This window comes from Lysobacter niastensis, assembly GCF_015453285.1.
Classification (GTDB): Bacteria; Pseudomonadota; Gammaproteobacteria; order Xanthomonadales; family Xanthomonadaceae; genus Lysobacter_J; species Lysobacter_J niastensis.
This window is the reverse complement of the sequence record NZ_JADLZT010000003.1, coordinates 240,301-253,109: the sequence shown is the minus strand read 5'-3', so window position 1 is coordinate 253,109 and position 12,809 is coordinate 240,301. Positions and strand designations below refer to the sequence as shown.

The window sequence follows — 12,809 nt, the reverse complement described above, 5'->3', positions numbered from 1 at the left end:
CCTGGGGGAAGAGACTGAAGGGGCCTCTGGAAGCCGCGCCAGTACACTACCGTTTTGTGACAGCGCCGTTACATGGCCCGGCCTGACGGGCCAGTTCGCGTTCACTGTCGCCGCAGGTCCTCGTCGCGGATGCCCTGGCGCCTGAGTTCCAGCACCGTCGGTGTGATCGCGGCGATCCGCGCCTCGATCCGGGCGCGGGCGTAATAGTCCAGGTCCGGCCGCTTCTTGAGGGTGTTCAGCTGGATCAGCGCCTGTTCCGGGCGGCCATTCAGGTAGGCGGCCTGGGCGAGGGCTTCGCCGGCCCGAACCGGGTCGCCGCCAATCTCGCAGGCCCGTCCGAACAGCTGCTGGAACTCGGGGTCGCCTCCGGAACGCGACAGCAGCGGACGAAGCACTTCCTGTGCGCGCTTGCCTGCCGCGGCGCCGTCGCGTTCGACCAGCGCCTGGGCGTAGGTGAGGGCGACGGCGCGATTGTTCGGCATCTGCCGGGTCAATGCCTCGAAACGGCTGTCGGCCGAAGCGGTCTTGCCGGTACGCGACTCGGCCTCGGCCAGGCCCAGGGTCAGCCAGACGTCGCCGGGCCGCTTGGCCAGCAACTGCGCCAACGTCTCCGTCGCCGCCGCGGCCTGGTTGCTGCGAAGGCGCGCGACGGCCTGGCCGTAGCGCTGCGCGTCGTCGAGCTTGCCGTTGCCGGCCAGGCGGTCGTATTCGCGCAGGGCGTCGCGCGGACTGTCGGCGCTCAACACGCGCAGGCGCTCGCGGGCGAGGTCGAACTGCCCGGTGCCGCCGGATTGCAGTGCCGAGGAAAGACCGGTGGCGAGGTGGCCCGGGATCAACGGGTTCGTGGTGCTGTCGCCGCCGGAGTAGTCCGGCTTGGCCGTGGATTCGCGCCGGCATTCGGGCGGGCCGTCGGGGTCGCGCACGCAGACCTCGCTGGTGCCCTGTTCGCGCCGCAACTGCTCCGCGCGCTCCTTGGCCTCGGTGATGCGGGTGATGGTGACCGGGTGGGTCATCAGCCAGTCCGGCGCTTCGCCCCAGTAGTTGGCGGCGTTGGCCCGGGAGCGCGCCTGCATCAGCGTGAAGAAATCGGCCATCGCGACCGGGTCGTAGTGACTGCGTGCGAGCGTCTGGATGCCGAGGCGGTCGGCTTCGGATTCGTTGGAGCGGGTGTAGTTGATCTGGCGCTGCGCCATCAGTCCCATCGCCGAGACCATGGCCGCCTGCGCCGCGTCGTCGGAGGAATTGCTGCCCGCCGCCTGCGCCGCGACGATCGCGCCCAGCATCGCCAGCAGGATCGGCAACTGGTCGCGCTGGGCGCGCTCGACCGCGCGCAGCACGTGGTCCTGGGTGACGTGGGCGATTTCGTGCGACAGCACGCCGGCCACCTCGTCCTCGCGTTCGGCGGCGAGCACGAGCCCGGAGTTGACGCCCACATAGCCGCCCAGCGTGGCGAAGGCGTTGATCTGGCGCTCCCGCAGCATGAAGAAGGTGAAGGGCTGGCGCGGACGGTCGCTGTTGGCCGCCAGGCGCGTGCCCAGCGTGTCGAGCCAACTGTCGATCAGTGGGTCTTCGAGGATGTAGCCGTAGTGGCGCAACTGCGCCAGCATCATCGAGCCGTACTCCTCCTGCTGGGAGGGCGTCAGCAATTCGCCTGCCGAAGAGCCGATGTCGGGCAGGCGCGAGTCCTGCGCCGGAGTCGCGAGACTGGCGACGGCCAAGGTGATCGCGGCAGTGAGCAGGGCGATGCGTCGCAAGTGGAGCTTCCTCGTGGGGCTGACTCGTTTCGAGCCGGGGCATCGGGCTGTCGGCCGCAACCTAAGGCAGGATGCGGCCCGGTGTCGATGTTCGCGTGAATCGGCGGTTAATCTCCATGCCACCGTGGTACTGGTCGCGAACGCGGCACCCTTGTGTTCCGCAGGTGCTCCGTATCCGGGGTGGAAAAGGTGCCGGGCGGAGACCATATTGGCGCTCAGCCGTATTTGACCGCGGCAAATCCAACGAGTTTCCCTGGAGTCCAAGAGTGAGCGAGTCCGTCCGGGCGGTCCCAGAGATCGTCATCTACACCACCGCGATCTGCCCGTATTGCGTCGCGGCCAAGAACTTCCTCAAGAGCAAGGGCCAGTCCTGGACCGAGGTGCGCGTGGACCTCGATCCGTCCGAGCGCGAGAAGATGGTCGCGCGCGCCAGGCGCACCAGCGTGCCGCAGATCTTCGTAGGCGAGACCCACGTCGGCGGCTACGACGACATGATCGCGCTGCATCGCGAGGGCGGCCTGGAGCCGCTGCTGGGAGCGGGAGGTGCCGCATGAGCGCCGACAATGCTGAAGGCGGCGGGAAGGACCGCATCGCCGAGTTCACCGCGTTCCGCAAGCGCATGAACGAGCGCATCCTGGCCGAGCCGAACCAGGTCGTGCGCCGCTTCTTCGCGCTCGACACGCAGACCTACCAGGCCGGCGCACTGGACGTTAAGACCAAGGAGCTGCTCGGGCTGGTCGCGTCGATGGTGCTGCGTTGCGACGACTGCATCAGCTACCACGTCGCCCAGTGCAAGGAGGCCGGCGTCAATCGCGACGAGATGTTCGAGGCGTTCTCGGTCGGCCTGGTGGTCGGAGGCTCGATCGTCATCCCGCACCTGCGCCGCGCCGTCGACTTCCTCGATCAGCTGGAACAGGGCGAGGCCACGGCTCCCGCCGGTCACGACCACGACTGAGCAGGCGGACAGATCCGGCAAAGGGCGCCCCTTCGGGAGGCGCCCTTTTGCTTTTCGGGACAGGTACTTGCGACCAAAGGACGAGGCTCCGGGGGGCGCTCGTGCCTGCAGGGGGACGCTGCTTCCGGCATAATTCCGCGGCTAACCATCCGGCGCCGTACTCACTGCCGCGCCCTTCAGCTGGAAGAAACCTTTTTATGACGCAGACGATTACGGTCATCCGTGGCGACGGCATCGGCCCGGAAATCATGGACGCCACCCTGCACGTGCTGGACTCGATGAACCTCGGGCTTCAGTACGAGTTCGCCGATGCCGGCCTGGTCGCGCTCGAGAAGCAGGGCGAACTGCTGCCCGCCGCGACGATGGACTCGATCCGCAAGAACCGCATCGCGCTCAAGAGCCCGCTGACCACGCCGGTGGGCGAGGGCTTCAGCTCGATCAACGTCGAGCTGCGCAAGCGCTTCGACCTGTACGCCAACGTGCGTCCGGCCAAGTCGTTCCCGAACACCAAGTCGCGCTTCCCCTCGGGCGTGGACCTGATCACGGTCCGCGAGAACACCGAAGGCGCGTACATCGGCGAAGGCCAGACGCTGTCGGCAGACGGCGAGGTCGCGACGCTGACGCAGAAGATCACCCGCCGCGGCTCCGAGCGCATCGTGCGCTACGCCTTCGAACTGGCCCGCAGGACTGGCCGCAAGAAGGTCACCATCGTCCACAAGGCCAACATCCTGAAGTCGACCTCGGGCCTGTTCCTGAAGACTGCGCGTGCCGTCGCCACGGAATACCCGGACATCGAGTGCAACGAGATGATCGTGGACAACACCTGCATGCAGCTGGTGATGCGTCCGGAGCAGTTCGACATCATCGTCACCACCAACCTGTTCGGCGACATCATTTCCGACCTGTGCGCCGGCCTGGTCGGCGGCCTCGGCCTGGCGCCGGGCGCCAACATCGGCACCGATGCGGCGATCTTCGAAGCCGTGCACGGCACCGCGCCGGACATCGCGGGGCAGGGCAAGGCCAATCCGTGCGCGCTGCTGCTCGCCGCTGCGCAGATGCTCGACCACCTCGCCATGCCGGAGAAGGCGACCAGGCTGCGCGAAGCCATCATCGCCACGCTGGAGGCGAAGGACTCGCTGACGCCGGACCTGGGCGGCAGCGGCAACACGATGTCGTTCGCGAAGGCCATCGCCACCCGCATCTGATTCCGGGACACTGGCTCAGAGAACCGGCATCGGGGCGCCTTCGGGCGCCCCGATGCGTTCAGGGAGCCGAAAACCGCGGGATTGAGGCCATGGATGCGGCGACAGATTTCCGCGGCCGCCGCTCGACAGTGCGGATGCTGCACTGCAAAATCGCAAACCTATTGCTTCATGCGGATGAAAAGATGAATGAATCGACCGCCGCCGGCGCCGGCATCAAGCCGAGCGCGCTGGCGCTGAGTCCCCTGTTGCTGTTCCTGGCGTTGTTCTTCGGGGCGGGGATGTACTTCACCTACGTCCTCGGCCACGAGGACGGCTTCTACCAGCTCAAGGCGCCGGTCGCGATCCTGCCCGCGCTGGCTCTGGCCGCTTTCATCGCATGGCGTCGCGGTCTGAAACCGCTGGAGACGCTGCTGTCGGGCATGGGCGACCACAACGTCGTGCTGATGTGCCTGATCTTCCTGCTCGCGGGCGGCTTCGTCGAAGTCTCCAAGGCGATCGGCGCGGTCGACGCGATCGTCGCGCTTGGCGTCGGCAACGTGCATCCGGCGCTGCTTCTGCCGGGGTTGTTCGTCGTGGCTGGCTTCATCTCGTTGTCGCTGGGCACGTCGATGGGCACGATCGCCGCGGTCGCGCCGATCGCGCTGGGCGTGTCCGACGCGTCTGGCCTGGACCGCGCGCTGGTGCTCGGCGCGGTGATCGGCGGCGCCACCTTCGGAGACAACCTGTCGGTCATTTCCGATACCGCGATCGTCGCCAGCCGCACGCTGGGCTGCACGATGCGGGAGAAATTCCGCGAGAACCTGAAGCTCGCACTGCCGGCGGCGCTGCTGACTCTCGTGGTGCTGGGCTTCGTCGGCGAAACCGAGCCCGTGCAGGCGCTCGAGCCTGTGTCGCCCTGGCTGATCCTGCCGTACCTGGTGGTGCTCGGCCTGGCGCTCGCGGGCGTGGACGTGATCATCGTGCTGGGTCTGGGGCTGGTCATCGCCGGCGCGTTCGGCCTCTTCTTCGCGGAAGGTTTCGGCATCGCGAGCTATGCCGACCATGTCTGGCAGGGCTTCGAGAGCATGGTGGAGATCACGCTGCTGTCGCTGCTGGTGGGCGGACTGGGAGCGCTGATGAAGGCCACTGGCGGCCTGGCATGGCTGGCCTCCGTGATCGGCCGTTTCGCGCGAGGCCATCGCAGCCGCCGGGCGGGCGAGGTGAGCATCGCCACGCTGTCGGCGGCGACCGATGTGTTCACCGCCAACAACACGGTGGCGATCCTGATCAGTGGCGGTCTGGCGCGCGACATCGCCGGGCAGCACGGGGTCCCACCCGCACGTGCGGCCAGTGTCATGGACATCTTCGCCTGCGTGACGCAGGGAGTGCTGCCTTACGGCGCGCAGATCCTGCTGGCGGCGTCTCTCGGCAATGTCTCGGCTTTCGCCCTCGTCGGCAACGTGCACTACAGCTGGCTGCTGGGTGCGGTCACCGTGATCGCGATGCTGTGGCCTGCACGTGGCCGTGCGCCGGAGGCGCTGGCATCGGAGGCCTGAGCCGGTGCGCCCCATCGATTCGGTTCCGCATTGACAGGCGCGCGCGCGGCCACCAAACTAGTCGGCCTTTCGCGGCGTTGGCGCGCAACGGAAGTCCCGGAGTTTCGATCGGGGTATAGCTCAGCCTGGTAGAGCGCCAGCTTTGGGAGCTGGATGTCGTGGGTTCGAATCCCTCTGCCCCGACCATCCTGTTCCTCGGTAGAGCGATCAGGCGGAGATCTGCGGTACGTCGGTTAAGATGATGACTGGCGCCCGTAGCTCAACCGGATAGAGCACCGGCCTTCTAAGCCGGTGGTTGTGGGTTCGAGTCCCGCCGGGCGCGCCACGGTGTTGCGAAGTAAGTGTTCTACGGTGGCTGTAGCTCAGTTGGTTAGAGTACTGGATTGTGATTCCAGTTGTCGGGGGTTCGAGTCCCCTCAGCCACCCCAAACATGTTGGCGAAGCGGATTTTTATTGTTATAGTTTCGCTTCTAGTTGTTCCGGGCCGTTAGCTCAGTTGGTAGAGCAGTTGACTCTTAATCAATAGGTCCAAGGTTCGAATCCTTGACGGCCCACCAATCCGGAAAGCACCTGGTTCGCCAGGTGCTTTTTTCTTTTCCGGAGCCGGCCCTAGAATGCCGGCGCACGCAGTGCCCTTCGCGAAAGTGGCGGAATTGGTAGACGCACTGGATTTAGGTTCCAGCGGGTAACCCCGTGAGGGTTCGAGTCCCTCCTTTCGCACCAGCCCTCCGCAGCGAGTGGCAGCCGGCCGTGTCGAGCGAGCGCTCGCGAGTGACGTTGTTGATTTGAAGGCTGGCGGCCCTCAGCCGTAGCCCGCCGCATCGAAACCATCGCGGGCTGTTCAGGCGAGTGGGGCAGCTTGCAGCCGCAAAGACCTCGCCCGAGCCTCAGCCACCTTCGGTTCCAGCGCTGGCGGCGCGGGCCGTAATCAGCGAAACTATTGCGTTCCGCTGGCCGGCGACGTTGTGTCGTGCCCGCGGTCGGACAGGTCATCAACATCGTGCTGCGGCAGGTCGCCGTGGTGGCAGGAGTGGATATGCAAGTTTCGGTCGAATCGCTCGGAAACCTCGAACGCCGTATGACCTTCAGCCTCCCGGCGGATCGCCTGGAAGCGGTGGTCGGTGGTCGCCTGCGCGAGATCGCGCGTGGCGCCAAGATCAAGGGCTTCCGTCCTGGCAAAGTGCCGGCCAAGGTCATCGAGCAGCGGTTCGGCCAGCAGGTCCGCGCCGAAGCGCTGGATGGCATGCTGCGCGAAGGTTTCAGCAACGCCGTGCGCCAGGAGTCCCTGCAGATCGCCGGCAATCCGCAGATCGTTCAGGCCGATGGCTCGGAAGGCGAGCTGGCCTATGTCGCCACGTTCGAAGTCGTGCCGGAGTTCGGCGACATCGACATGGCCAAGCTCAATGTCATCCGCCACACCGCGGAAGTCAGCGACACCGACATCGACGCGATGATCGACAACCTGCGTCTGCAGCGCCGCACCTGGAACGTGGTCGAGCGCGCCGCCGCCGCCGGTGACGCGGTCGAGATCGAAACCTGGTCGCAGATCGGCGACGAGCGCCTGCCGGCCGAGGGCGTCGAGCGCGGTGTCACCGCGATCGGCTCCGGTGCCATGTTCCCGGCGATCGAGTCGGCGCTGGTCGGCATGAAGACCGGCGAAGAGAAGCAGGTCGAAGTCGAGTTCCCGGCCGATTGGCGCGTGCCGCAGTTCGCCGGCCGCAAGGTCCAGGTCCATCTGAAGGCGACCAAGGTGTCCGAGCCGGTGCTGCCGGAAGTCGATGCCGGTTTCATCAAGAGCTTCGGCGTGCGCAGCGGCGATGCCGACCAGTTCCGCGCCGACATCCGCTCCAACCTCGAGCGCGAGCTCAAGGGTGCGCTGATGACCCGCCTGCGCCGCGAAGTGGGCGAGCAGCTGATCGCTGCCTACGCACACGTCGAAATGCCGCCGAAGCTGGTCGAGAACGAAGCCCGCGACCTGGCCTTCCAGACCTTCGAGCAGGCCCGTCGCCAGGGTCGCGCGGTCGGCGAGATCCCGGCCGATGCGTACCAGGGTTTCATGGACCCGGCCCGCAAGCGCGTGCTGGTTGGCCTGCTGGTCGGTGAAATCGCCCGTCGCAACCAGCTGATGCTGGATCCGCGCCGTGTCACCGAAACGCTCAACCTGATCGCCTCGACCTACGAAGAGCCGCAGCAGGTGATCGAGCTGTATCGCAACGACCAGCAGCTGATGTCCGGCCTGCAGGCGCGCGTCATGGAAGAGCAGGTGATCGACTGGATCGCCGAGCGCGCCCAGCACACCGAGCAGGCGCTGTCGTTCAGCGACGCGATCCGCCAGTAATCCTGGTGTTGCCAGATGCACCGCCGCCAACCGGCGGTGCATCCTGAGCCATCCGCCCCTTGCGCTCCGGCGCGGATGGCCCCAATTTGAGCGGACCGCGCTATCCAATAGCGCCCACAGTCTTTCCAGGTGCCGCCCGATGGACAACCGAACCCAAGCCCTCAATCTCGTGCCGATGGTGGTCGAACAGACCAGCCGCGGCGAGCGCGCCTATGACATCTACTCGCGCCTGCTGAAGGAACGGGTGATCTTCCTGGTGGGGCCGATCGACGACCACGTCGCCAATGTCATCGTGGCGCAGATGCTGTTCCTCGAAGCCGAGAACCCTGAGAAGGACATCAGCCTGTACATCAATTCGCCGGGCGGCATCGTCACGGCGGGCATGGCGATCTACGACACCATGCAGTACATCAAGCCGGACGTGAGCACCATCTGCGTCGGCCAGGCCGCCTCGATGGGTGCCCTCCTGCTGGCCGCCGGCGCCAAGGGCAAGCGCTATGCGCTGCCCAACTCGCGGGTGATGATCCACCAGCCCCTGGGCGGCTTCCAGGGCCAGGCCACGGACATCGACATCCATGCCCGCGAGATCCTGACCCTGCGCCAGCGCCTCAACGAGGTGCTGTCCAAGCACACCGGCCAGGCCCTCGAGACCATCGCCCGGGACACCGAGCGCGACAACTTCAAGAGCGCCGAGGCGGCTCGCGAATACGGTCTGGTCGACCAGGTGCTGGAACGCCGACCGGAAGATTCCATCCAGTCGGCCTGAGTGTTGCCATGCAATTGATTGATTTTAATTGACTTTTGGCCCGGCGGGCCGGCCTGCAGACAGGCTGGACCGCTGTGTTATTCTCGGGCCGTAGTACCTGAACGCGTTTGTTCACGATGCGTTCGCGACACCAGCACCATTTGGGCACAAGCAATGAGCGACGACCGACAGGGCCGCAGCACCGACAGCAACAAGATTCTCTATTGCTCGTTCTGCGGGAAGAGCCAGCACGAGGTCCGCAAGCTCATCGCGGGCCCGAGCGTCTTCATCTGCGACGAATGCGTCGAGCTGTGCAACGACATCATCCGCGAGGAACTCGAGGAGAAGGCGCAGTCGGCTCGCAGCCACCTGCCCAAGCCGCGCGAGATCCTCGAGGTGCTGGACCAGTACGTGATCGGCCAGCAGCGCGCCAAGCGCACGCTCGCGGTCGCCGTGTACAACCACTACAAGCGCATCGAGAGCCGGCAGAAGAACGACGACGTCGAACTCGCCAAGTCGAACATCCTGCTGGTCGGTCCGACCGGTTCGGGCAAGACGCTGCTCGCCGAGACGCTGGCGCGCCTGCTCAACGTGCCCTTCACGATGGCCGATGCCACCACGCTGACCGAAGCCGGCTATGTCGGCGAGGACGTGGAGAACATCATCCAGAAGCTGCTGCAGAAGTGCGACTACGACGTCGAGAAGGCACAGCAGGGCATCGTCTATATCGATGAGATCGACAAGATCTCGCGCAAGAGCGACAACCCGTCGATTACCCGCGACGTGTCGGGCGAAGGCGTGCAGCAGGCCCTGCTGAAGCTGATCGAGGGCACCGTCGCCAGCGTGCCGCCGCAGGGCGGACGCAAGCATCCGCAGCAGGAGTTCCTGCAGGTCGACACGCGCAACATCCTCTTCATCGTCGGTGGCGCGTTCGCAGGCCTGGAAAAGATCATCCAGCAGCGCAGCACCGAGGCCGGCGGCATCGGCTTCGGCGCCAAGGTCAAGAGCGCCGAGCGCAAGTCCGATGTCGGCAAGGTGCTGGCGGATGTCGAGCCTGAAGACCTGATCAAGTTCGGCCTGATCCCCGAGTTCGTCGGCCGCCTGCCGGTGGTCGCCACCCTGGAAGAGCTGGACGAGCCGGCACTGGTCAAGATCCTGACCGAGCCCAAGAACGCCATCACCAAGCAGTTCAAGAAGCTGTTCGAGATGGAGGGCGTGGAGCTCGAGTTCCGCCAGGACGCGCTCGCGGCCATCGCCCGCAAGGCGCTCAAGCGCAAGACCGGAGCCCGTGGCCTGCGTACCATCGTCGAGGGGGTTCTGCTCGACACGATGTACGAGCTGCCGTCGCTGGAGAACGTCAGCAAGGTCGTGGTGGACGAGTCGGTCATCGACCACAAGACCGAGCCCTACCTGATCTACCAGACGCCGCCTGCGGCGCCGAAGGTGGCTTCTGGCGACTGATCGCGCACAACCTGAACAGCAACCTGCGGGCCGCCTCGAAAGGGCGGCCCGTTTTGTTTCAAGTGTCTGATTTTCATACGTCCATAGACTGAATACGGAGGCGTAACCGATGGTCGCTTGCATCCTTTCTCGGCGGACCCCATAACCGACGCCATGGGCCTCGTGCCCGCGACATTCCGGGCCCCGGGCCCGAACCACCGTCTTCCGGAGCATCCCCATGACCGATATCACCGAAACGCTGGACCTGCCGGTGCTGCCGCTGCGCGACGTCGTCGTGTTCCCGCACATGGTCATCCCGCTGTTCGTCGGCCGTGACAAGTCGATTCGCGCCCTCGACCTCGCGATGGAGTCTGACAAGCGCATCCTGCTGGTCGCCCAGCGTTCGGCCGAAACCGACGACCCCGGTGCCGACGACCTGTACGACGTCGGCACCCTGGCGCAGGTGCTTCAGTTGCTGAAGCTGCCCGACGGAACCATCAAGGTGCTGGTCGAGGGCGTGGCCCGCGTGAAGATCGGCAAGGTCTCCGAGCGCGATGGCGTGCTGGCAGGCCATGCCGAGGTCGTGGAGCCGGAGTTCGACCGCGAGCAGCGCGAGATCGAGGCGATCATGCGCTCGCTGATGAGTCTGTTCGAGCAGTACGTCAAGACCAACCGCAAGCTGCCGCCCGAATTGATGCAGACCCTGTCGGGCATCGATGAGCCCGGCCGCCTCGCCGACACGATCGCCGCCCATCTCGGCGTGCGCATCGGCGACAAGCAGAAGCTGCTGGAGACGCATGCCATTGGCGCGCGCCTGGAGCAGCTCGTCGGGCTGGTCGACGGCGAGATCGATGTGCAGCAGCTGGAGAAGCGCATCCGCGGCCGCGTGAAGTCGCAGATGGAGAAGAGCCAGCGCGAGTACTACCTCAACGAACAGATGAAGGCGATCCAGAAGGAGCTGGGCGAGATCGACGATGCGCCGAACGACATCGACGAACTCGCCCGCAAGATCGCCGAGGCGGGCATGCCCAAGCCGGTGGAGACGAAGGCGCGCGCCGAACTCAACAAGCTCAAGCAGATGTCGCCGATGTCGGCGGAAGCCGCGGTCGTGCGCAACTACCTCGACTGGCTGCTAGGCGTTCCGTGGAAGAAGCGCACCAAGGTCCGCAAGGACCTCAAGGCCGCCCAGGACGTGCTCGATGCCGATCATTTCGGCCTGGAGAAGGTCAAGGAACGCATCCTCGAATACCTCGCGGTGCAGTCGCGCGTGAAGCAGATGAAGGGGCCGATCCTGTGCCTGGTCGGTCCGCCGGGCGTCGGCAAGACTTCGCTCGGCCAGTCGATCGCGAAGGCCACCAACCGCAAGTTCGTGCGCATGTCGCTCGGCGGCGTGCGTGACGAAGCCGAGATCCGCGGCCATCGCCGTACGTACGTGGGTTCGATGCCGGGCCGCATCGTGCAGAACCTCAACAAGGTCGGCAGCAAGAACGCGTTGTTCATGCTCGACGAGATCGACAAGATGTCGATGGACTTCCGTGGCGATCCGTCTTCGGCGCTGCTGGAAGTGCTGGATCCGGAACAGAACAATTCCTTCAACGACCATTACCTCGAGGTCGATCTCGACCTGAGCGAAGTGATGTTCGTGGCGACTTCGAACTCGCTCAACATTCCGGGGCCGCTGCTGGACCGAATGGAAGTGATCCGCCTCCCGGGTTACACCGAGGAGGAGAAGCTCAATATCGCCATGCGTTACCTGCTGCCGAAGCAGATCAAAGCCAACGGCCTCAAGCCGGAGGAGTTGAAGGTGGCGGAGAGCGCCGTGCGCGACATCGTGCGTTACTACACGCGCGAGTCTGGCGTGCGCAGCCTCGAGCGCGAGGTTTCCAAGATTTGCCGCAAGGTGGTGAAGGAACTGGCGCTGGCGGGCCCGAAGAAGAAGGGCAAGGAGGGCATGGTCAACGTCACCTCCAAGAATCTCGACAAGTACCTGGGCGTGCGCCGCTTCGACTTCGGTCGTGCCGAAGAGCAGAACGAAGTCGGGCTGGTCACCGGTCTGGCCTGGACTGAGGTCGGAGGCGATCTGCTGCAGATCGAATCGACGCTGGTACCGGGCAAGGGACAATTGCTGCTCACCGGGCAACTGGGCGACGTGATGAAGGAGTCCGCGTCCGCGGCGCTGTCGGTGGTGCGTGCGCGCACGGAATCGCTGGGCATCGATCTGGACTTCCTGACCAAGCACGATGTGCACGTGCATGTGCCCGAGGGCGCGACGCCGAAGGACGGGCCGAGTGCCGGCATCGCGATGGCGACAGCGCTGGTCTCGATGCTGACCAAAAATCCGGTGAAGGCAGATGTGGCGATGACCGGCGAGATCACGCTGCGCGGCCGCGTGCTGCCGATCGGTGGCCTCAAGGAAAAGCTGCTGGCCGCGCTTCGCGGCGGGATCCGCACGGTCATCATTCCGGATGAAAACAGGAAGGACCTGAGCGACCTGCCGAAGAGCGTGACGCAGGGTTTGAAGATCGTGCCGGTCAAGTGGATCGACGAAGTGCTCGACATCGCACTGGAGCGCCCGCTTACGCCGCTCGCATCGCCTGCGCAGGGCGGCGAGATTCCGGTTCGGGAAGACGGGCAGTCGGCAACCGAGGCAGGTTTCAAGCACTGATCGCAAAGCCGCGAAGGTGGCGAAGCGAATGGCAAAAACCGCTGGAAAGCCCGTGAATACTGGCTTTCCGGCTTGCGCCTCAAAAATGCCGCTGGTATAACGACCGCGACCGCGCTGCCGCCTTCATGCGCGCAGCGCGGCAGAATCGCTCGGAACGCTCGCCAATGCGCGT

Annotated in this window: 9 protein-coding genes and 5 tRNA genes; 13 read left to right on the top strand and 1 reads right to left on the bottom strand. The window is 65.4% G+C overall.

Annotation, left to right across the window (positions count from 1 at the left end):
• Nucleotides 1-101: 101 nt before the first annotated feature.
• Nucleotides 102-1,754: a M48 family metalloprotease gene (locus IU514_RS06290; RefSeq protein WP_228760530.1), complete on the bottom strand. Its 1,653-nt coding sequence runs from the start codon at nt 1,752-1,754 to the stop codon at nt 102-104.
• Nucleotides 1,755-2,020: 266 nt separating this feature from the next.
• Here IU514_RS06290 and grxC point away from each other — a divergent pair, with 266 nt between their 5' ends.
• From grxC to lon, 13 genes are all read left to right on the top strand, one after another.
• Nucleotides 2,021-2,308: a glutaredoxin 3 gene (gene grxC, locus IU514_RS06285; protein ID WP_194930226.1), complete on the top strand. Its 288-nt coding sequence runs from the start codon at nt 2,021-2,023 to the stop codon at nt 2,306-2,308.
• Complete coding sequence (locus tag IU514_RS06280) at nt 2,305-2,709, top strand: carboxymuconolactone decarboxylase family protein (protein ID WP_194930225.1); 405 nt, start codon at nt 2,305-2,307, stop codon at nt 2,707-2,709. The genes grxC and IU514_RS06280 overlap by 4 nt, the downstream gene beginning before the upstream one ends.
• Nucleotides 2,710-2,906: 197 nt before the next feature.
• Nucleotides 2,907-3,914: an isocitrate dehydrogenase gene (locus tag IU514_RS06275; RefSeq protein WP_194930224.1), complete on the top strand. Its 1,008-nt coding sequence runs from the start codon at nt 2,907-2,909 to the stop codon at nt 3,912-3,914.
• Nucleotides 3,915-4,096: 182 nt separating this feature from the next.
• Nucleotides 4,097-5,449 (top strand): Na+/H+ antiporter NhaC family protein, encoded by a 1,353-nt coding sequence (locus IU514_RS06270; RefSeq protein WP_194930223.1) that lies wholly within the window; start codon nt 4,097-4,099, stop codon nt 5,447-5,449.
• Between the two features lie 109 nt (nt 5,450-5,558).
• A tRNA-Pro gene (locus IU514_RS06265) sits at nt 5,559-5,635 on the top strand.
• A gap of 62 nt (nt 5,636-5,697) precedes the next feature.
• Nucleotides 5,698-5,774: transfer RNA gene (locus IU514_RS06260), tRNA-Arg, on the top strand.
• A 26-nt stretch (nt 5,775-5,800) separates the two neighbouring features.
• A tRNA-His gene (locus IU514_RS06255) sits at nt 5,801-5,877 on the top strand.
• 53 nt (nt 5,878-5,930) lie between these two features.
• Nucleotides 5,931-6,006 (top strand) — tRNA-Lys (locus IU514_RS06250).
• Nucleotides 6,007-6,087: 81 nt separating this feature from the next.
• Nucleotides 6,088-6,172 (top strand) — tRNA-Leu (locus IU514_RS06245).
• Nucleotides 6,173-6,485: 313 nt separating this feature from the next.
• On the top strand, nt 6,486-7,787 hold the full coding sequence (tig, locus tag IU514_RS06240; RefSeq protein ID WP_194930222.1) for a trigger factor: 1,302 nt from the start codon (nt 6,486-6,488) through the stop codon (nt 7,785-7,787).
• Nucleotides 7,788-7,926: 139 nt separating this feature from the next.
• Entirely contained in the window at nt 7,927-8,553 is a 627-nt protein-coding gene (gene clpP, locus IU514_RS06235; protein WP_194930221.1) for an ATP-dependent Clp endopeptidase proteolytic subunit ClpP, read from the top strand.
• Nucleotides 8,554-8,706: 153 nt separating this feature from the next.
• The gene (clpX, locus tag IU514_RS06230; protein ID WP_194930220.1) at nt 8,707-9,993 is read left to right on the top strand and encodes an ATP-dependent Clp protease ATP-binding subunit ClpX; all 1,287 of its coding nucleotides are present in this window, start codon (nt 8,707-8,709) and stop codon (nt 9,991-9,993) included.
• A gap of 217 nt (nt 9,994-10,210) precedes the next feature.
• Nucleotides 10,211-12,637 carry an endopeptidase La gene (lon, locus tag IU514_RS06225; protein ID WP_194930219.1) on the top strand — a complete coding sequence of 809 codons (2,427 nt, stop codon included), beginning with the start codon at nt 10,211-10,213 and terminating at the stop codon, nt 12,635-12,637.
• Nucleotides 12,638-12,809: the final 172 nt, after the last annotated feature.

Excerpts from the sequence above, each read along its gene's own strand:
- IU514_RS06280 (WP_194930225.1), top strand. The coding sequence starts at position 2,305 with ATGAGCGCCGACAATGCTGAAGGCGGCGGGAAGGACCGCATCGCCGAG.
- IU514_RS06275 (WP_194930224.1), top strand. The coding sequence starts at position 2,907 with ATGACGCAGACGATTACGGTCATCCGTGGCGACGGCATCGGCCCGGAA.
- IU514_RS06270 (WP_194930223.1), top strand. The coding sequence starts at position 4,097 with ATGAATGAATCGACCGCCGCCGGCGCCGGCATCAAGCCGAGCGCGCTG.
- tig (WP_194930222.1), top strand. The coding sequence starts at position 6,486 with ATGCAAGTTTCGGTCGAATCGCTCGGAAACCTCGAACGCCGTATGACC.
- clpP (WP_194930221.1), top strand. The coding sequence starts at position 7,927 with ATGGACAACCGAACCCAAGCCCTCAATCTCGTGCCGATGGTGGTCGAA.
- clpX (WP_194930220.1), top strand. The coding sequence starts at position 8,707 with ATGAGCGACGACCGACAGGGCCGCAGCACCGACAGCAACAAGATTCTC.
- lon (WP_194930219.1), top strand. The coding sequence starts at position 10,211 with ATGACCGATATCACCGAAACGCTGGACCTGCCGGTGCTGCCGCTGCGC.